We start from the raw sequence: 20989 nt of genomic DNA, 5'->3' as shown, positions 1-20989 counted from the left end.
CTTTCCCTACTTGAAATTGTTTGTTTAGAACGCCCATTTCTTTTGTGGACAAGACAGACTGTATATGAGACGAAAGGGACTTTTTATTCTTATTAATTGTAGCGCTCTACTGACCAAACGTTTCGCAATTTACCGAGTCTGTTGGAGCAGGTTACGATTGAGATGATCAGCTTATGTATCAATCCGTTTTTCTTCGCCGATCAGCGCGGTTAAGCCTTTATTGGTTAGAGCTTCCCCTGGAAATGCCAGCATTAGGTGATCCTAAAACTGCCCTCCCTGGCAAAACGACCCGTTTAGTTGAGTAATTGAGCCTCTACTAATACTTTTGACACTTGATTACCAATTGACTGATCAGTGCGAAACCAGAATTTATTGACGCTAGCTCCTTTCCGGCTTTGGTTATCCACTATCGAGATCATTTATTGCGCTATTTTGTAGGTTGCCCCCTGTTTAGAGCACATACTAAAACTTGTACGTACCTATGGCGCTCCCCTTAGAACAATTTCTTCGCGCTGACGATTTAGACGAAACTGCCTTATTGGCTCAGCAACTGAGCGAACTTACTTCCACAGACCGGGCTGCTATTACAAGCCTGCTGGAGCAGTGGGAAGACCCGCAGGCAATCGCTAATTTACTGATGCATCCGCAGCTTATTCCCAGTACTCTGCGCCGGGACATCCTATTGAAAGGACTCCACCAGTTGCTGGACAGTTACAACGTGCTGGCTGCTCTGGTCGGCTTACAACGCGTTCAGGCAGAGCTTTCTGAGGATGATCGGCAACGAGTCGTTACCCGAATTGAAAAAATCATTCAGCATAGCCCCGACCCCCTGGCCATCCAAGCCTCCGTGGCTTTATTTAGGTTAAGTCGCCCCCAGGACAATATGACCCTTGTCGGCCTGTTAGCCAACCCCGATCCTACCATTCGGCATAACATTCTGGCCACGCTGGTCAACCAATGCCGATTAGATAGCCAACTGGTACTTGATCAAGCTTTTGCCAAGGGTAGCCTGTCCCCATCGCTAAAGGTATACGCCGATGAGCAGATTCAGAAGGCTGCTGCCTTTTTATGGGCAGCTAAATCCAATCCAGATGAATGGTACCTGAGCGACTTATCGGCCCCTTGGTTAGTGGCTATCCCCAGCCTGTCCGAATACATTCGCGATAGTGAGTTGTAACGCTGAACGGGTTGCCATTACTAGTCAGGCCAACTATCGACCAGGGCTTAAAAACTGGCTGATAGCCATAAACGTTCCTTTGTTTTGATAGTCGGCCCGCTTCGGGAGTTGCAACCTGACTTGTACGTTGTGGCTCCCGATGGGCAGGCTGGTCAATACTCAGAGGTAGCTATCGGAGAATTCTACATTGGTGTCCTTACCCAGCATTCGTTTAAATACCGCTACGGCACGCTTAAAATTGGCAGAATCGGGTTCATAGTGACCACTCTTCCTATTCACTTTGATTAACGTGCCGTCGTCTCTCGTATAAAGATGCCCAGCGCATAATACTGGCTTGCCAGCCAGAAAAGAAGTATGATGGCGGCCCTTATCTGGTCCACCGTAGAGCTGCCCATCACCGCTGAGCACATAAATATTATCCCCCCTCAAAGGTTCTCCATCATTGGTTAGAACGCGGTTATTCACGATGGTTAATTTGTAGGTCTCCCGCTGGGTATCTTTCTTTCGGTAATAGGGAACGACAATTTTGTCGACACTGACTTTCGCTGCTAAAAATTCATCAAATGGTTTATCGTATATCTGTTGTTTATTGTCCGCATTTATCAAGTGGTCTTTATCCCCGCGATTGGTTTCATACCACTCTGTCAATTTTCGGGTAACTTCAGCCGGGTCGACACCATAGCTGATCGCTTCCAGAAAGTAATTTATTGACTCAACTGTTTTTAATTTAGGATTTGCCCCCAGCAGTTTCTCCATCCGCTTCCGCATTTTTTGGCCCGCCCGCTCCCACATATAGCCTAAAGCATCAAGGGATACCTTTAATTCTTGTCCATTTTGAGCATATTTCTCTACTATTTTAGCCAAAAAAGCTTCTTTAGTGGGTAGGGTGCCCATGAAATCGTTTATATCGGTGTAATCGCTACGAAAGTCAGCGAGCCAGTACTGTTCATTGGCGATGTGCTCTATGTGGGCGTTGGTAGCGTCAATCCAGGTTTGGTAAAACGCCTGGGCCTCCTGTAAAGCTTCGCCTGTCAGGGGTGCTCCTTTAGGCGTTTTCAGCTTCGCTTCGCTGTCTTTTAGTAGCGCGTCTCTCAACCCCTCAAGAGCCTCCTGGGCCTGTTGTTGAGCCTTCTTCTGATTTTTATTTTTTAAAGCCGCGGTAAATTTTTTTAGCCAATCCTGTAGGCTATTAACGGGTCCGATCTTTCTACGCCCGGTTTTAAATTTTCCTGCTTTCCCCGCTTTGATGAGGCTATAATCTAATTTGACCGCGCCGAAGCCCGTCAGCTGGTGTCGTGCTGGCAGGCTGGCGCTCCCACCCCCACTACCCGTTGAAGAATCGACCGTTTTTTTGGCCTGATAAGCACGTGGTGAACTTTCCATTGACCTAGAAAATTTGGTTATCGTAGTTTTGAGAAGCGACCATAAGCCCGCTTGAGCCTTGCTGCATTGCACTAAGCTTTTACCCTATTATCATTAACGGCCAAGCACGTTAATTTTACTCTTCATGGGTAAGTTTACAAATAAAAAACCAGCCAAATTCGGCTACCAGATCCGCCCCACCCGTTGTTCCCCTGAATCACGTATAATAGTAAGCGAGATGGCTTTTTTCACTAATTCGTGCTGCGAACAATCAATGAGCCATTGGCTTGCTCTAACAATGCGTCAGGACCTATTGTTAGTCAAGAAGAGACATTGTAAACCCATTCCCCACTTCACCCATGGCAAACGAGCCGATTAAACAGAAGATACTGGCCGATTACACGACGCTGTTAGGTCTCAAACATGATAATGCCGACCTGGTCAAGGAAAAGCTCACGCGTATAGGGGAGCGCATTGGCCAGCTAGTGGGTTCTATAGCCGATGAAAAGGCAACAGATGCGGCCCGTCTGGTCGACTCTGCCCTGACTGAGGAATACGTGACCTTTACGGAAGCCCTGACTGAGGAAGACAAGGAGGCGGCCCTGGCTCAGTTAAAGCATAAAGTGGCTGAAGCTTGCCAGCTCCTGCAAATTCATACTTAGTCAACCGGTTTCCAACTGGCCTGACCTCTTAAGACGACTACCCGGCAACCGGCTTTTACGTAAGAAACCGGTTGCCGGCAACCGTTCACTAAGAGACCTTCTAAGCACTAAGGCTCGCTCTTCTTGACAATACTATACACCATACTGCCTACCTTCTTCGGCTCCTGCCTGGAACTGGTTGTCGATCGGGTGCCAGGTTATTTTTCTCTGAATGCTGTTGCTTCCCGATCCCCAGAGACTAACTGTGATTGTATATAAACCTAGCATAGACTTCGCGACGCTACCCTTGGCGGCCCAGTGGCTTTGACGCTTTTTTGATGATACCTTGACGCATCTGTTTATTCAGTTTAGATTGGTCCAGTTTACGGAAAGAGGTCAGCACTTTTACACGTTAACTAGTCTCTGGTTTAACCTTTACCCATTGTCATGTCGTCTTTAAAACGCTTCGCCCTTTCTGTCTGCTTTTTACTTGTCTTAACCGAAGGTCAGGCACAACCTGGGTTTCAGGCAAATTACGATGAAGCGAACGTTCCACCTTATACATTGCCGGATGTGTTAAAAACAACCAGGCATCAGGACGTTCGGGATAAGGCAACTTGGGAAAGAGTACGACGGCCAGAAATTATGAAGCTGTTTGAGGAAAATGTGTACGGACAAATGCCAAAGGCCTACGACCGGCTTACGTACTCGATAAAAAATGAAAACGCCAGCGCCATGGCCGGTAAAGCCACGTTGAAAGAGGTTGTCATTGAGGTTGTTCGTAACAACAAGCCCCTGAAAATAAATCTTGTTCTTTTCGTACCGAAGACGAGAGGCCCGGTTCCGGTTTTCCTGCTGATTAATAACCGGGGCAAAGACAATACGGATCCCACCCGAATCCACAAAAGCGACTTTTGGCCCGCTGAGATGGTAATCGACAGTGGGTACGCCATCGCGGCTTTTCACGTGAGCGATCTGGCTCCCGATGATACGGCCAGGTACGCCGATGGCGTACTTCAACTTTATCCGGAGCAATTGACGGCTAACAACGGTATGAAGGCCATTGGTGCCTGGGCCTGGGGGGCAAGCCGGGTTCTGGACTACTTTGAAAAAGATGCCACTATCGACGCCAGCAAAGTCGTCGTTGTGGGGCACTCCCGGGGAGGAAAAGCATCCCTGTGGGCTGCCGCCCAGGATCAGCGATTTGCTATGTGTGTAACCAATTGTTCGGGTAACACAGGAGCGGCCTTATCCCGCCGACGGTTTGGCGAAACGGTCAGTCGCATCAATACCACATTTCCGCACTGGTTTGCAGAAAACTACAAGAAATTTAACGATAAGGAAGCGTCATTGCCCATAGACCAACACATGCTACTGGCCTCCATTGCCCCGAGGCCACTGTATGCGACGAATGCCTCGAACGATCTTTGGGCCGACCCCAGGGGAACATTCCTAGCCCTGAAAAAAGCCGAGACCGTGTATGCATTATACGGCATTGACTCAAATCTCCCCGCCAATCCGCCTGCTATAAACCAACCCATCATCAACTCACCAATAGGCTATCATAATCGGGAAGGTGATCATAACTTAACGGCTTATGATTGGCGCAGTTTCATAAAATTCGCCAACATTCACGTCAAAAAGTAAGCAACGGACGAGTTGTCTGGGCTCACGATAGGCAGTATCACTGGCAAAAACCGCCAGGAAACAGCGCTATGGCTCGTCCTGACGGTTTTACACCGATTGATGATGCGTGTAATCAGTAGCCCGGATTCTGGGTTAGGTTCGGGTTCAGATCGCGTTCGCGCTGCGGAATGGGATACAGCTTGTGCGTTTCAGTAATGCTGGTTTTGCCTTTCGCTTTCAGCAGGGGTACTAGCCTATCAGTTCGTACCAGATCAAACCAGCGGTGCCCTTCGGCGTTGAACTCCCAGCGCCGTTCGTCCCAGATGGCCTGCCGGAAGGTGTCTTTGGTCAATGCCGTTGTAAAATCGACCGACGAGACTCCGGCTAAGGGAAATCCATAAGCCCGGCGCCGAATGGGATTGATGGCATCCAAAGCCGCAGCCGTGGGACCACTGATTTCGTTCTCGGCTTCGGCAAACATCATCAACACATCGGCATACCGAATGATTGGAAAATTGTTGTTGGCATCGCCGAATGCTCTGGCCGACGGATCAACATATTTGTTGAAGTGCTGAAACGTGTTAACGGTTTTTCCGGCACCATCCACGTACGAATTAATGAATAGTTCCCTGCGTTTATCACTGGCGTTGAAGCTGTTGTACAAATCCGTCGTCGGAATGAACGACCCGAATCCCCGGCCTGTGATGGGTGAGTTTTCCGGCGCGAAATACGTCACCATGCCGCTACCCTGGCCACTGCCGCCCCCCACAAACTGAATTTCAAAAACAGACTCTTTGCCGTTTTTATTCGAAATGGCAAACACATCGATGTACTTGTCGAACAGCCCATACCCGTATTTGGCGGCATTGTCGATTACTTCCTTGGATTTGGTGCGGGCGGTGGCGAAATCTTTACGGGTCAGATACACCCGTGCCAGCATCGACTTGGTTGCCCCAGCCGTTACCCGGCCCAGATCGGCTCCCGTAAATTTATCCGGCAGGGACGTCTCGGCATCCGTCAGGTCCTTGATAATCTGCGTATACACCTCGTCGACGCTCGCGCGGGTCACGTCTTTTCCAACACTCAGCGACTGGGTTTCTTTCAAAATCAGCGGCACCCCGCCATACCAGCGTACGAGGTAGAAATAATAATAGGCCCGCAGGAATTTTGCTTCACCGATCAGCCGCTTTTTCAGTGTTTCGTCCATCGTAATCCCCGCAATCCGGTCAATGGCGGTATTGGCGCGGTTGATACCCTGGTAAATTACCTGCCAGGTTTGCAATACCACACTATTCGTGGGAATCGTCTGGAAACTCCAGAGCTGAACCCGGTCGGCATTGTTCAGCAGCGGGTCCATATCATCCGACGGTAAATCGCCCATGATGATGAAATTCCGGCTTTGGTCACCCACCTGGTTGGTAATGTCGTAGACGGCGTTGACAGCCGCCGTTGCATCGTTTGCATTCGTATAAAAATTGACCGGAGCCAGCGACGAAGGTGGCGTTTCTTCCAGCGAACAGGCCCCCAGGCCAAGTGCCAGAGCGGCCATTAATAAGATTCGATTCGTTTTCATAAAGAGCTAAAAAATGGCAGGTTAGAGGGCAATGTTCAGTCCGGCCAGAATCATTTTATTACCCGGATAGCTACCATAGTCACTACCCTGACTCAGGGTGCTTTGTCCAAACCGGTTTACTTCAGGATCGAAACCGCTGTAGTTGGTAATCGTAATCCAGTTCTGGGCGCTGACGTATACTTTCACGTTGTACAGTTTGATTTTGCTCACCAGCGACGCCGGTAACGTATACGACAGATTGATGTTCTTCACCCGCAGATACGACCCATCTTCGATCTGACGGCTCGAAAGCACATAGGCATTTCCGACGGCGTTGGCGCGGGGAATCTCGTTGCTCGGGTTTGTCGGTGTCCAGCGATTCAGGGTTTCAGCCGATTGGTTACTTACCCCCGTCAGCGATTCCTGCTCGAACCGGTTGATGTTGAAAATGCTGTTGCCGGACGTTCCCTGCATGAAAACGCTCAGCTCAACGCCTTTGTACGAGAACGTGTTGGTGATACCGCCGTATAGCTTCGGCTGAGCGTATCCCAGAATGACGCGGTCGCTGGCGTTGATTGCTCCATCGCCGTTTTGGTCCACATACCGACGGTCGCCCGGTTTAGCCGTTTTCTGCGCCGAGCCATCTACTTCGCCCTGGTTCTGAAAAATACCACTCGACTGATAGCCGTAGAACAAACCAATCTGCTCGCCAACCCGAACCAGACCCGAGTTCGGCAACTGAAGGTGTCCGCTGGCATCACCCGATGCAAACTCAGTCTGATCACCCAGGTTCAACACCTTGTTCCGGTTGGCAGCAATGTTGAAGGCCGTTGTCCATTTGAACGCACCGTTCAGGTTGGTCGAGTTGATCCCCAGTTCAAAACCCTGGTTGCGGATACTGCCCAGGTTTTGCAGGGCCGACGCATAGCCCGAAACGAAGGGCAGTGGCACGGACAGCAGCAGATCTGTCGTTTTCTTGTTGTAATAATCCGCCGTCAGGGTGATTCGGTTATTGAGTACCCCCACATCGACACCGATATCTGTCTGAGCCGTGGTTTCCCAACGCAAATCCGGGTTTGCCACCCGCGACGGCCCAATGCCAATCACCACGGTATTATTGAAATTGGCATTCTGGGTTCCCAGCGTTGCCAGCGATTGATATTGCGGAATTTCCTGATTACCACTCAACCCGTAGCTAACCCGCAATTTCAGGTCGTTGATAACGGTGTTGCCTTTCAGGAAAGGCTCTTCTGTCAACCGCCAGGCCACCGAAGCCGATGGAAACACCGCCCATTTGTTGCTGGCCCCGAAGCGCGATGACCCATCGGCCCGCACGGTAGCAGTCAGCAGATATTTACCGGCATAATCGTAATTAGCCCGACCAATGTACGAGTTGAGCTGCCAGTTGCTGGCCGACGAAGCCGGCACCAGGGCCGTGGAAGCCGAGCCCAGATTTTCGTAGGTTAGAATGTCGTTGGCGAATCCCTGCGAACGCGCTTCGACGCTTTCGTACCGGTTGCCCTGCATGGTATAACCGGCCAGGAATGTCAGGTTATGAACCGTCGCGAAGGTCTTGTTATAGGTTAGTGTGTTTTCGTTCAGCCAGGTCGATGACTGGGTGTTGATGATCGACGCCTGGCCGTTCAACTGCGCCCCTACGGCGGTATTCCTTGACACATAAAAACTCCGTTTCGAGTAATTTACATCCGCCCCAAAACTCGTTCGGAACGTCAGGCCGGGCAGAATTTTGTAATCGGCAAATACACTCCCGATCACCCGCGTGCCAACGGTCAGGTTATACGTTCCCAGCGCCTGACCCACCGGGCTGCCAATCTGAATCCGGCCGGGCGTGTTGAATACGACCAGTGTACCGTCCGGGTTGTAGACCGGCTGCGTGGGCGAAAAATTCAGGGCGCTGTATACTACGGTGCCGCTCGTTCCCCCATCCGCATCCGTCGGAACGGCGTTGTTGCGGCTTCGGATCACGTTCAGGCTGGTTCCGATGTTGAATTTATCGTTGATTTTATGATCGAAATTGAACCGAAACGAAGCCCGGTCGTATTTCGAATTGATGATAATGCCCTGCTGGTTCAGGTAGTTGGCCGAAACAGCGTAACGCGTTTTATCCGAACCACCCGAAGCCGTCAATTGGTAGTTTTGAATGGGCGCTTTCCGAAATATCTCATCCTGCCAATTGGTTCCCTCACCAAAACCGGCGATCTGCGCATCCGTAAAAACCACCGCCCGCCCCGCGTTTACGTTCGCTTCGTTCACCAGCGTTGCGTACTGCGTCGCATTCAGCAGCGGAAGTTTTTTTCGCACCTGCTGAATCCCGTAATACGTTTCAAATTCAATACGATTCTGCCCCGACTTCCCGCGTTTGGTCGTGATCAGCACCACTCCATTGGCCCCCCGCGATCCGTAAATGGCCGTAGCCGACGCATCTTTCAGGATTTCCATCGACTCAATATCGTTCGGGTTCAGGTTGGCGCCACTTTCGTTATAAACCGGAAACCCGTCGATCACGTACAGCGGCTCGTTCCCGGCGTTGATGGAATTACCACCCCGTATGCGGATCGTTACGCCACCACCCGGCGCATTGGATGCCTGGGTTACCTGCACCCCAGCGGCCCGGCCCTGCAGCGCTTGACCAACGCCCGTTACCGGAACGGATTTGATTTCCTTCGCCGTTACCGACGACAGCGAGCCGGTCACGTCGCTTTTCCGTTGCGTACCGTATCCCACTACCACTACTTCGTCCAACGCTTTTCGGTCTTCGGCCAGCGTAACCGTTAGCTGGCTGCGCCTTCCGATGGCTACTTCCAGCGAAACGAAGCCCAGCGACGAAATAACCAACGTGCCGTCAGGCGGAGCGTTCAAACTAAAATTACCCTGCGCATTGGTGGAGGTTCCGGCTGTTGTACCCTTCACCACAACGTTTGCTCCGGGAATAACTTCCCCGGTAGCGCCAATTACTTTCCCGGAAACCAGGGTGGTTTGCTGAGCCATCAGCAGCGAAGGGAATTGCAGGCATATCAGCATGGCGAACCAGACCCACCGGCGAATATGAACACCATCTTTTTTCATAGGACTTGGGCTGATAGGATACGTAAGGTCATCGACTCTCATCGGATTTGTTGACTAAAAGATTTTCGGTTTGCTCCTTTTATGAAGCAATATTAATTAGCAGGAGCCTAGAAAATATGGGAATAATCTAAATCGAACGGTTTATCCACCTCTTTGAACGGTTTTTTACGCCTTAGAACGATTTGTCCACTTTTTAGACCATTAGACACTATCAAGAAAAAATTGTACGTAACTAAACTTGCACTTCCAACATTCTTAAGGAATAGTCCATGTGAGAAAAAATAGACTTGTGGTAACCTTTGCCGAAATTGGATCAGTGATGCTACTCGTCCTATTGCTCCTGTATCTGCTATCGATCGTCCTGTAAGCTGCCCATTCCTGCAAACCGGCATGGTCGGCCAACCCTCCTTCCCCACTCCACCCGATGCAAAAGTGGCTGCTCCTCGTTCTCGTTTTTATTGGTCCGTTTCCGGCCGGGATGGCCTTTGCCCAGTCGTTTGTTTCCAGCCCATCGAAAACCGCTGTCATCACGATCCTGAAACCGCCTAGTCTGGCCAGTGCCCGGTGGGCTATGCAGCAGCAACCTGTTACCGTTACGGCCCAAACCTCAGCCCGGAGCGCAGGCGGCAAACACGATTTCTTTTCGGAAGGCGATTACTGGTGGCCGGATTCGGCAAACCCTCAGGGGCCTTATATTCAGCGGGATGGATTAACAAATCCTGACAATTTCGTGGCACATCGGCAAGCCCTCATCCGCTTCAGCCGCATTGTAGGAGCACTGGCCTCGGCCTATGTACTAACCCAGGATGAACGGTATGTTCGCCAGGCGTTTCGGCATCTCAACGCCTGGTTTGTTGACCCGGCTACCCGAATGAACCCCTCGCTGTTATACGCACAGGCCATTAAAGGGCGATTCACGGGGCGAGGTATCGGCATTATCGATACCATTCACCTAATGGAAGTAGCGCAGGGATTACGGGCTATGGAGAAAGCCAAAAGCGTGGACAAACAATCCGTTATAGCCATTCGGCGCTGGTTTGCCGATTACTTAAGCTGGCTCACGACACACCCGTATGGCAAGGATGAGATGAACGCCAAAAATAACCACGGCACCTGTTGGGTAATGCAGGTAGCCGCTTTTGCCCGACTCACAAACAACGACTCGTTATTGACCGTCTGTCGGAATCGCTACAAGACCGTTTTACTGCCTGATCAGATGGCAGCGGATGGCAGCTTTCCGCAGGAGCTTCGTCGGACTAAACCCTACGGGTATTCACTGTTCAATCTGGATGCCATGACGACCATCTGCCAGATTTTATCGACGCCTGCCGACAACCTCTGGACGTATCAGACTGCCGACGGACGTACCATCCGCCAGGGCATTACGTACTTGTTTCCCTTTGTGCAATCTAAAGCAAAGTGGCCACTGAAACCGGACGTGATGTACTGGAACGACTGGCCCGTGGCGCACCCGTTTCTGGTATTTGGTGCCGTTACGTTCAGGCAAACCGAATGGCTCGACACCTGGACGAAACTGGATCATAGTCCGCAGGTAGACGAAGTGCTCCGTAACCTGCCCATTCGCCATCCAATTATCTGGCTAGACTAACCCCCATCAAACAGACGTATGAAAAAAGGTAGGTTCATTTTCGCATCCCTTGTTGTAGCCTGTTACCTGGCAGCCTTTGTCACAGATTCTCTGATCAAGACAGCCTTCAATCAGGCGGAACAACAGACACAGCTTATGCTCAAAGAAATCGCTGCTGCGAAAGAGTCAGCAGGCGCTACCACGATGTTGGTGTCGCCCCGAACGCTCGACAAAACAGGGGCGCTACAACTGGTGCCCGCCCGCGACTGGACGAGCGGTTTCTTCCCCGGCGAATTGTGGTATCTATACGAGTACACGGGGCAGCGGGCATGGGCCGACCAGGCTCGGCATTACACGGCCAACCTGGAGTGGGAAAAACTAAATTCAGGAACGCACGACATGGGGTTCAAGCTGTATTGCAGCTATGGAAATGGCTATCGGTTAACAGGCGACAAGGCGTATCGGGATGTTATTATTCAGGGCGCGCGCAGTTTAATCAAGCGATTTAAACCAGCAGCGGGCATCATTCGCTCGTGGGACCACCACAAAGACGTCTGGCAATGTCCGGTTATCATCGACAACATGATGAATCTGGAACTTCTGTTTGCCGCCACCCGCCTGACGGGTGATTCTACCTTCTATAAAATCGCCGTTACACACGCAAAAACGACGTTACAAAACCATTTTCGGCCGGATCATAGCTCCTATCACGTTGTGGATTACGACACGCTGACGGGGAAGGTGCTTAAGAAAAATACGCACCAGGGCTACAGCGATGAGTCGGCCTGGGCGCGGGGACAGGCCTGGGGGTTATACGGGTACACCATGTGTTATCGGGAAACGAAAGATCCCGAATTTCTGAAACAGGCCGAATCGATTGCCCGCTACATGCTCAGCCATCCACACATGCCTGCCGATCTGGTACCCTACTACGATTTCGATGCACCCGGCATTCCAAGCGAACCACGTGACGTATCGGCCGCTGCGGTTATGGCCTCGGCGCTGTATGAGCTTAGTACCTACAGCTCGACATCACCATATCGCGCTAAAGCGGACCAGGTGATAAACAGCCTGGCCAAGCGGTATGCATCGCCGATTGGCCAAAATCACGGGTTTCTGTTGCTTCACAGCACCGGCTCAAAAACAAGTGAGATAGATGTGCCCTTAATTTATGCGGACTATTATTTTCTGGAAGCGTTGCTGCGCTCCAAAAAACTTAATGAGAAAAAGCCATTGTTTTAATCTTAACCTCACCGACCCGTCGGACCGCCCCGCCCCCTCTTCTAAAACAGGAGAGGGGAGCAGATACATATTACACCACTTCCTGCAACTGATCAGCCGTTTGTTGGCTGTATTCGGTAGGCGTTAGCCCAAACTGGGCGCGGAAAGCCCGGCTGAAATACTTCGGGTCGCTGAAGCCGACAGCGAAAGCAATTTCGGATACGTTTGCTTTGCGCTGTTTCAGCAAGAGTTCTGCTTTTTTCAGGCGGGTTGTCCGTATCAGTTCAATGACCGACAAACCCGTCAACATTTTCACTTTGCGAAACAAAACCGGACGACTCATCCCCATCTCGCTAACCAGGCTGGTCACGTTAAATTCAGGATCAGTGAGGTGCGAATCCAGAATGGTCATCAACTGATTCAGGAATTTTTCGTCCGGGTGGTCCAGTTCCTGTGCCTGCGGCTGCAACGTAATGAGCTGATGGTATTTGGTTTTCAACTGTTCCCTCAGCAATAACAGGTTGCGAACCCTGGCCTGAAGTAAAAGTGGTTGAAACGGCTTTGTCACATAATCATCAGCGCCGGTTTGCAGGCCCGTCAACTGACTGTCTACCGCGTTTTTAGCGGTCAGCAGAATAACGGGAATATGATTGGTCCGCTGGTCGGACTTGAGGTGATGCGTGAGCGAAAAGCCGTCCATGACTGGCATCGACACGTCAGCGATGATCAGGTCGGGCAATACGTGGGCTGCTTTCTCCCAGGCAATTGCCCCATCAGCGGCTTCAATTACCTGAAAGGTTTCAGAAAACAAATCCCGGATATACCTTCTGATATCGTCGTTATCATCAACAACCATGAGCAGTGGCCTGTCTGAATCGGGCAAATCGTCCAGGTCCGTCTGCCGATCGGTTAAGTCATCAACCAGAGCTGGCAGATGCGACAGCAGCGTGTTTTGTTCAGGCAGCGATGCCTCAACTTTCTGACAAGCGAAATCGGGATTGGCTAGCGGAAGTAAGATCATGAAGCGCGTAAACCCCTCCTGTCCGGGTCGACTCTCCCGACTCTCGACACTTATCTTTCCTTTGTGCTGCTCAACAATTTGCTTGCTGAGTGCCAGCCCCAGGCCAAATCCGGAATCACGCGTTTTGGTTTGGCCCACCTGATAGAACTGGTTGAAGATGCGGTCTAAATCACCTGCCGGAATCCCACTGCCGGTATCTTCAATCGTAATTCGCGCCTGGCCATCGGCGGTGCCTGAACCAGTCCCGCACCCCTGCAGACGAACCGAAATGGTGCCACCTGCTGGTGTAAACTTAACCGCGTTTAGAAGCAGGTTATAGATTACTTTTTCGAATTCCCCAGCGTCGAACCAGGTCGGTAAAGCAGATACGTCCGATTCATTGGTCAGCGTTATCTGACGAGACTGGGCGTGTTCCCGAAACGAGTCGGTAATGTTACTTAAATACGCGACCAAGTCGGTTCGTCTCCACTGCAACTGAATGTTTCCGGTTTCGTGCTTTCTAAAATCAAGAAGCTGATTCAGTAATCGCAATAGCCGATCGGTGCTTCCCCGCATAATGGACAATTGCTTGCGAATGAATGGATCGCCAGCGTACTGACCGGCAAGGACGTCAATAGGGCCCATCACCAGCGTTAAGGGCGTTCGGATCTCATGGGCGATCTCGGTGAAAAAATTCAGCTTCAGTTGATGAATCTCCTGCTGCCGGGCTTTCTCGATATGTTCAACTCCCAGTTCGTGCGCCAGTCTCAGCCGATTTCGATTAAATCGGGACCAAAGCTGCAAAAGCCCCAGAAAGGTCAATGCATAGAAGACATAGGCCCAGGTCGTTTTCCAGAAAGGCGGCAATACGTTGATGTTTAACTCCAGCGGTTTCGAATTCCAGACATGATCATTGTTGGCCCCCTTGACCTGAAGCACATAATCACCGGCAGGAAGATTCATATACATAGCCCGAGGATCGCTTACGTAGTTCCAGGCTTTGTCGAAACCCAGCAACTTGTAAGCGAACCGATTCTTATCGGCGTTGATGTAATTAAACCCGGTAAAATCCAACGAAAACACATTTTGGCGATGGGAAAACGTAAGCCCTTTTTTGTAGTCTATACCTGACTCGCTGGCGTTGTCGGAAGATAGGCTCGTGACGGGTTCATTGAACAAGCGAAGTTGAGTGAACGCCAGCGGGTGCACAACGGTGTTGCTGCGTATGCGGTCTGGATGAAACAAGACAATGCCATCATACCCCCCGAAATAGAGGTTACCCTGCCCATCCTGGTAAGTTGAATTGGTGGTAAATTCTTTACAAACCAGCCCATCAAATTTATTGTAACTGGCCACCAGCGCCCGATTGGGATCTAATTGCGACAGGCCTTTGTCCGTGCTGATCCACAGATGCCCCCGGCTGTCTTCCTGAAGGCCGACAATCGTATTGCTGATCAACCCCTGCGCCATTGTAAAGTGGCGAAACACCTGTTTACCAGGCAATAGTACGTTTAATCCCCCGTCGCGGGTGCCAATCCAGAGCCGGTGCTGACGATCTTCGAGGAAACAGCTAACATAACTGGCACTGATCGACGTCGAGTCGTTGTCGTCATGAACGTAGCGAACAAATTTTTCCTGACCGGGCTCTTTTTTGAACAACCCGTTTGTTGTGCCAACCCACATCCTTGCTTTAGCATCGATCAGCAAAGAGATCAAGTTGTTCGGACCGGGCGATAGCGACTCAAGTGGCACTTGGTTGAATGATTGTGTTTTGGGGTCGAATCGGCAAAGGCCACCCAGGTTGGTGACGACCCAGAGCGTACCCTGCGCATCGCGTTTAAGGTCATAAATGCGATCACTGGGTAATGAATGCGGATTGTGCGGTTCATGTCGATACCGGGTGATCGTTTGCCGGCGAAAATCCAGATGGTTAAGTCCTTTTATCGTCCCAATCCAGAGTCCATTCGACCCATCATTCAACAGACATTTTACCTTATCATTCGTCAGCGATTGGTTATTTTTCGAATCGTGGGTGTAATGCCGGGCAATAGTTTTGTCGGCGTTAATCAGAAAAAGGCCCCGGTCTTCGGTGCCAAGCCAGAGCTGATCTGGTGTGCTGGCAGCCAGGATAGGCCCCGCAATTTTAAACGGTGTTCTCCCCTGTCGATCCAGCGGGCGAAACGAGCCGAACTGTCTCGCCAACGGACTGTACAAATCAACTCCGCCATAATAGGTGCCCACCCAGAATGAGCCATCGCGGTCCCGGAACACAGACCGAACGGAATTATCGCCCAATGAATTCGGATCCGTGGGCTGGTTGGTCAGGGCCTGAAACCGGCTGCCATCCTGAGCAACAATATACAGTCCCGACATGGTGCCTACCCAGAAATCGCCTTTTCCACCAGGCTTCACGGTTCGAATGGTCTGCGTACTCAGATCCAGGCCGGCAACAGGATTCCACGTCGTGACGCGCCCTAGCCGTTTATCGAATAAAGCCATCCCATTTCCTTCCGTGCCAATCCACAGACGTCCCAGCCGATCTTCGGCAATCGTGTTGATTCCGTTGGTTGCGTTGTGGTATAGGGAATCAGTGGGTCTTAGGTAATAATGCGTCAATTGATACTTCCCCGACGGTGTCGGGTGGAGTTTGGTTAATCCACCGGCTGTACCCACCCACAAATCCCCTTCCTGATCTTCAACCAATGTTCGGATATGCTGATCGTTGAGGTCCTGGTGTTGTTGCGTTAAGTCTGTCAGCTTCTCCATTCGGCCGGGATTCTTTGCTTGCAGCCGGTAAAGCCCTCCCTGCGTACCGACCCAAATACGGTGCTGGTGGTCTTCAAGCAGCGAATTGATCGTGGAGTCGGGAAGTCCATTGGCCGCAACGCCCCCCGTCGAAATTCGCTGAAAATTATCAAGCTCAGGTCGGTACAGGGCCAGCCCTTTTGCGGTGCCGATCCACAAACGCCCTTGCTTGTCTAGCAACAGGCTATTGATTGTATTGGCTGCGAGACTATGTTGATTTCCACGTTGATTTTGGTACACGACCACCTTCCGCGAGTCGTAGCGATTCAGTCCATCGCGGGTTCCGAACCACATAAAACCGCGGGTATCCTGTGTGATGGCATACACGCTGCTCTGAGATAACCCGTCGTCAACCGTAAGATGGCTGAATGTTTTTTCCGCTATCTGGCAGTGGCCGGGCAAGGCGAAAAAGAGAACGACTATCGCCCCAAGCCATAAAATAGACGTGCGTTTTGTATAGCTCATTTTAGCCTTTTTACACGGCGTCGAATCCGCAGTATCCTGCTTTTCGATTCATTACAGCTCGCGTACTAAAATGCACAGCCAATACTGTTTTTACTCTATGAGCCTGGTATAATCAAACGAGTTGGCCACTTCGGACCGTTTGATAAGATGAGTTACCATTTACTTTATCACTACGGTAGCCTTCTTTAAAAAGCGCATTATTTGCGACATAAACACCTTAACTACAGCACAATGCCGCTCAAGAATCTCCATCTGTTTGTAGGCCGCTATGACCGTGGCCTAATGGCCCCGGATGCTAATCACTTTGAAATCAAGCTGAATACAGGTACTGATTTCTATCGAATTGCGGTCAATGTCCGTTCTCAGGACGGCTCCATGCTGATGACTTATGTCGACGATAACTTCCAGCATGAACTCTGCGCGCGACTATTGGAATCGTTTCCTGAAAACGGTATTTATTCGATTAATGACGCTGCCAAACGAAAGCAGTTTGGATTAGACTTTTTAAGGCGAAATATGATCGGTGATTTCGCGAAAATGGTTATCCTGCCCAATAATTTGCCGGGACTGGATAATGATTTGGAAGAAAAGCTGTCGTTTGCCCTGGATAAATCCAAGGCAGATCCCAATGCCCGCATCTTTGCCTTTGGCGAGCAGTGGCCTGGTACCAGCAAACCGGACAAATACTTCCCGGAAATAAAAGATCAGGGCTTGCATGATATTCACATGAATCAGGGCAACCCCCAAGGCTCCTTCGAGAAGGACAATGGTGTGTTCCAGGACGGTGGGTTATTAATTTATTATCCCAGCCTTGGTCGATGGACGGCTATTTTGCTCGCCTTTCAAACTCAGTTCAATACCCTCAACCCCGCGACCTTGCATACGGACGATCAGACCGGAAATCGGATTACCGAGGACACCCCGGTTGTTACACCGATCGACGGGGATGTTGTCATTGTGGCGGCTTTGGTCAATCCGAAAGGCAATGAAGCCGGCAATGAGAAAGTCATCTTGCTAAACATGACCGATGATGCGATTGCGTTAGCTGGCTGGACGTTAGTAGATCGCACGCGCGATGAATTTGTCATTGGGCAGGTCACCATCCAGGCAGGCAGTACACTGGAAATAAAGATTCCAGCCGACAGCCATTTCAATTTAAGCAATAAGGGAGGTACCATCTCCTTACTGAATAGCCAAGGAATGAAAACCAGTGGGGTCCAGTATACCAAGCAGCAAGCCCAGGTCGAGGGCCGGTTGATTCGGTTTTAGTGCTTTTATACCAACAGTCAGCCGCCGTTCGGCAAGCGGGATAGTATCCGGCCGGGTACTCTCGAAACGCATGGCGAAACGGGTGATACGCTTATTAGTAAGTTAGATTGGTTATTTTTGTCAGTTGCACTCGCGGCATTCTGCTAACCGACTCTGATTACGGCCAATGACCCACCCATCTGATACGCGTGCTTATTTTTTTAAGATTGATACGACGATCAAGAAAATTCGGAATGCGCTGCAAAAGCAATTTACCGATGCGGGCTTCGACCTAACCGTCGATCAGTGGGTAATCATTGACCACTTGTATCGCAATCCGGGCATTAGTCAGAATACGATTTCGGAAATGACAACCAAAGACGCGCCAACCGTTACGCGCATCATCGACCTGCTCAGCCAGAAAGGCCTGACCGAACGGCGGATGGCCGATACCGACCGACGTAAGTTCCTGGTCTACCTGACCAAAGCCGGCGAAGCGAAATATGCCGAGGTATTGCCGGTCGTATCGGCCATGCGACGCAAAGGCTGGGGCGACCTGAGCGATGATGATTACCAGCACTTTGTCCGAATCATGGATTCTATTTACAGCAACATCAGCGAGTGATCTGGCTTGCTGACCGCTACTTCAGGGGTAACGTCAGCCCAATGGCCTGTTGATTTCGCATAATCGTTATGGGCAGACGTCCTGTCCAGTTTATCTGCTGTTGAATGGCCATCAGTCGGCCTATCGTCGGCACCTCTTCGTTGTTGGCCGTTCGAATCACATCCCCTTTTTGCAGCCCTGCTGTAGCCAGCGGACTTTCTGTCGGCATGTCGACGATAACAATCCCTTTTTCGTCGGGAAGGCCAAAAGCGGAGCGGTCGCCCAGGCCCTGCACATTACGAATAGTCGCCCCAAGCCAAACCATTTCGTTGACGGTTTCTTCGAGTTGTGCCGTGAGTAGTACCGGTAGTTTGGGCGTTTCGGCGATGAAGCGCAACGCAGGTCTCTGTACGCCAAACTGATCCATCAAAAAATTCTGAAAACCGATTGTCAGCGCCGGGCTGCCGGGCAGCACCCGATAATCGCCTTTAGCCGCATTCGTAAACTGGGGATCGCCTGCCAGACTGTGGGCGTCGGTGCCGTTTTGCTGCGCTTTCTGTAAGGCCACCGAATCGGGAAACAAATTAAAATCTACTTCCTTCCCCCAGTCGGTAATGCCAATGGGGGCGTAGGGCCGCATGACAATATTCCGCCGAAACACATCGCCACTGTTCTTAAACCACACATGCGGATGGAATGAGCTGTTAACCAGTATGTTGTTTTCGACCACCCGGTTAACTCCCTCCCGAACCTTGAGTCCGCCGTTCAGGCAAACATTATTGGTGATAACGTAATTACTGCTACCATCATCCAGGTCAATATCCCAGCCGTGATCGCAGCGAAATCGGTTATTCCGGATAATCGTTGTTGTCCTTGCATCCAGGTCAATCCACTCAGGATGAGCTGCCACCAGGCTATCCATCGTGGCCCGGTTGGGGTGCCAGAACCGGTCGCGGCCCCATGAGTTGAACGAGCCGTGATCGCCCGTTTCGAGTACCGTATCGAACACATCGTTGTATTCCAGCAGGTGCCCGCCCCAGGTACCTTCGCTGATGTTTATCCCGGCCCGGGGCACCTGATAAATGGAGTTATGCCGAACCACGATACCCGAAGCCATCGAAATCTCAACGCCTGCCGCCTGTTTTTCGAGTTGGCCAATGTGGTGAATCAAGTTATCCTCCGCTATACACTGAGCCGGATAAGCCTCATTTCCGGGGCCAGGCTGCCGATCCTGTTTTTCGTAGGGCACAAAGGCCTCATACCGAAAGGCCGGTGAGCGAACCGCCGAGGAGTCGCCCACGAAACAGATGGCACTGCCCCCGATGGCGTGAAAATAAGACCCCTTCACAATTGACTTCCGGTTGTAACCACTTATAAACAGGGCGTTTCCACCCAGTTCCGTAAATTCACAGTTGGTGAACTGGCAATTTTCGGTGTTTTCCAGGAAAGCGGCTGCCCCCCGGTAAATCATCCAATCGCTGCGTAAAAGCGGCTCATGGGTCTCCATGACTGTTCGCTCGGCGTTGACAAACCGAATGTTGTGAACATGCACGTTTTTGAGCGGTGCTTTCGGATTTCCTTTTAACTCGATCAGCCCTTTCAGGCGGGACACATCGATGCGGGCAGTTGCCAGGTTGACACCCGGTGGCGGCATGAGCGACAACACATGGGTGGTTCGGTTATAGAACCACTCGCCGGGCGCGTCCAGCTCTTCGGCAATGTTCTCGACAAAACGCTCCTGCGGGTGCATGGGTGCCGGACGGTTGTTCTGCCAACCGCCTTCCAGTTTCACCTGACCAGCCTCTTTTCCCGTTATCCGGTAGTGAAAATCCCCCCATTCGCCATTGTGCAGGGCATGAACATACCCCCCTTTGGACGCTTTCCAGCGGCTGATTCGCTCGGCACTCAGCGCATCGGCAGCCGTACCGTTGTAGACACGCGCTTTAGCGTCATAATTCGGGTAGCGGGCCAGCACCTGTTTCTGGCCATTGACAAACAATTGCTCGAAAGCCGGGCCCGTAACAGCGGCTGTCCAGATGCCGTTCGGATTCTTTTTCCAGCGGAGCTGCAACCGCCTTCCGCCACTCAGCTGTGCCGTTTCCGTCTGGTAGTTGCTGATGGTCAAACTCTTTCCCTGCGTGATTTGCGGGTCGATACGCACCGTTTTGGGCAGATAATAAATGCCCCGTCGCAAGAAAATCTGAACCTTGTCTGTGGGCGCCGACTTTACTTTCGTCAGTGCTTTATCCAAACTGGCCAGCGGACGGGTAAACGTACCCGGATTTGAGTTGCTGCCCGATGGCGCAACAAACAACTGGGTTTGAGCATAAAGCGTCAATGTCGTCAGATAAAGAACAGGAAAGATCAGGCTTTTCATGAGTGTGCGGAGTGGCTTGACGCCAGGCATTGTAACAGGAACCCGTAGCGAATGTAAATAGATTAGGCTATCATTACTGACAGTTAGATTTGCTACTGTGTAATCAGGCAAACATACTAAAGACTAATGTTATTAGGTAATTGGCGACATCCCGACGAATACAACGATCGGCGTTGGTGCCTAATCGTCCACCAGCCATTTCTTCTTATGCGCTATGGCATTTTTAGCCGATGATG

The 20989-nt window shown here is 51.1% G+C and carries 12 protein-coding genes; 7 read left to right on the top strand and 5 right to left on the bottom strand.

Annotation, left to right across the window (positions count from 1 at the left end; all coding sequences use genetic code 11):
- Nucleotides 1–481: 481 nt before the first annotated feature.
- Nucleotides 482–1177, top strand: coding sequence for a hypothetical protein (locus tag ACYU8Y_RS22750; RefSeq protein WP_460940434.1), 696 nt, complete (start codon nucleotides 482–484; stop codon nucleotides 1175–1177).
- 159 nt (nucleotides 1178–1336) lie between these two features.
- Here the strand turns inward: ACYU8Y_RS22750 and ACYU8Y_RS22745 are convergent, their stop codons facing one another.
- Complete coding sequence (locus ACYU8Y_RS22745) at nucleotides 1337–2632, bottom strand: hypothetical protein (RefSeq protein ID WP_460940433.1); 1296 nt, start codon at nucleotides 2630–2632, stop codon at nucleotides 1337–1339.
- Nucleotides 2633–2898: 266 nt separating this feature from the next.
- On the opposite strand from ACYU8Y_RS22745, the gene ACYU8Y_RS22740 reads away from it, so the two are divergent.
- Nucleotides 2899–3201 carry a hypothetical protein gene (locus tag ACYU8Y_RS22740; RefSeq protein WP_460940432.1) on the top strand — a complete coding sequence of 101 codons (303 nt, stop codon included), beginning with the start codon at nucleotides 2899–2901 and terminating at the stop codon, nucleotides 3199–3201.
- 426 nt (nucleotides 3202–3627) lie between these two features.
- Complete coding sequence (locus ACYU8Y_RS22735) at nucleotides 3628–4827, top strand: alpha/beta fold hydrolase (protein ID WP_460940431.1); 1200 nt, start codon at nucleotides 3628–3630, stop codon at nucleotides 4825–4827.
- Nucleotides 4828–4939: 112 nt separating this feature from the next.
- On the opposite strand, the gene ACYU8Y_RS22730 is transcribed toward ACYU8Y_RS22735, so the two are convergent.
- Nucleotides 4940–6379 carry a RagB/SusD family nutrient uptake outer membrane protein gene (locus tag ACYU8Y_RS22730; protein ID WP_460940430.1) on the bottom strand — a complete coding sequence of 480 codons (1440 nt, stop codon included), beginning with the start codon at nucleotides 6377–6379 and terminating at the stop codon, nucleotides 4940–4942.
- 21 nt (nucleotides 6380–6400) lie between these two features.
- The gene (locus tag ACYU8Y_RS22725; RefSeq protein ID WP_460940429.1) at nucleotides 6401–9445 is read right to left on the bottom strand and encodes a SusC/RagA family TonB-linked outer membrane protein; all 3045 of its coding nucleotides are present in this window, start codon (nucleotides 9443–9445) and stop codon (nucleotides 6401–6403) included.
- Between the two features lie 424 nt (nucleotides 9446–9869).
- On the opposite strand from ACYU8Y_RS22725, the gene ACYU8Y_RS22720 reads away from it, so the two are divergent.
- On the top strand, nucleotides 9870–11054 hold the full coding sequence (locus tag ACYU8Y_RS22720; protein WP_460940427.1) for an alginate lyase family protein: 1185 nt from the start codon (nucleotides 9870–9872) through the stop codon (nucleotides 11052–11054).
- Nucleotides 11055–11072: 18 nt separating this feature from the next.
- Complete coding sequence (locus ACYU8Y_RS22715) at nucleotides 11073–12275, top strand: glycoside hydrolase family 88 protein (RefSeq protein WP_460940426.1); 1203 nt, start codon at nucleotides 11073–11075, stop codon at nucleotides 12273–12275.
- 70 nt (nucleotides 12276–12345) lie between these two features.
- Here ACYU8Y_RS22715 and ACYU8Y_RS22710 read toward each other — a convergent pair whose 3' ends face one another.
- Nucleotides 12346–16524: a hybrid sensor histidine kinase/response regulator transcription factor gene (locus tag ACYU8Y_RS22710; RefSeq protein ID WP_460940425.1), complete on the bottom strand. Its 4179-nt coding sequence runs from the start codon at nucleotides 16522–16524 to the stop codon at nucleotides 12346–12348.
- A gap of 231 nt (nucleotides 16525–16755) precedes the next feature.
- Here ACYU8Y_RS22710 and ACYU8Y_RS22705 point away from each other — a divergent pair, with 231 nt between their 5' ends.
- Both ACYU8Y_RS22705 and ACYU8Y_RS22700 read left to right on the top strand, forming a co-directional pair.
- Entirely contained in the window at nucleotides 16756–17793 is a 1038-nt protein-coding gene (locus ACYU8Y_RS22705) for a DUF2278 family protein (protein ID WP_460940424.1), read from the top strand.
- A 166-nt stretch (nucleotides 17794–17959) separates the two neighbouring features.
- A complete protein-coding gene (locus ACYU8Y_RS22700) occupies nucleotides 17960–18397 on the top strand; it encodes a MarR family winged helix-turn-helix transcriptional regulator (protein ID WP_460940423.1) in 438 nt (145 codons plus the stop codon).
- Nucleotides 18398–18413: 16 nt separating this feature from the next.
- On the opposite strand, the gene ACYU8Y_RS22695 is transcribed toward ACYU8Y_RS22700, so the two are convergent.
- Nucleotides 18414–20753, bottom strand: coding sequence for a right-handed parallel beta-helix repeat-containing protein (locus tag ACYU8Y_RS22695; RefSeq protein ID WP_460940422.1), 2340 nt, complete (start codon nucleotides 20751–20753; stop codon nucleotides 18414–18416).
- Between the last annotated feature and the right edge of the window lie 236 nt (nucleotides 20754–20989).

It is taken from the genome of Spirosoma humi (genome assembly GCF_054776575.1).
This window is presented reverse-complemented; position numbering and strand designations above follow the sequence as displayed.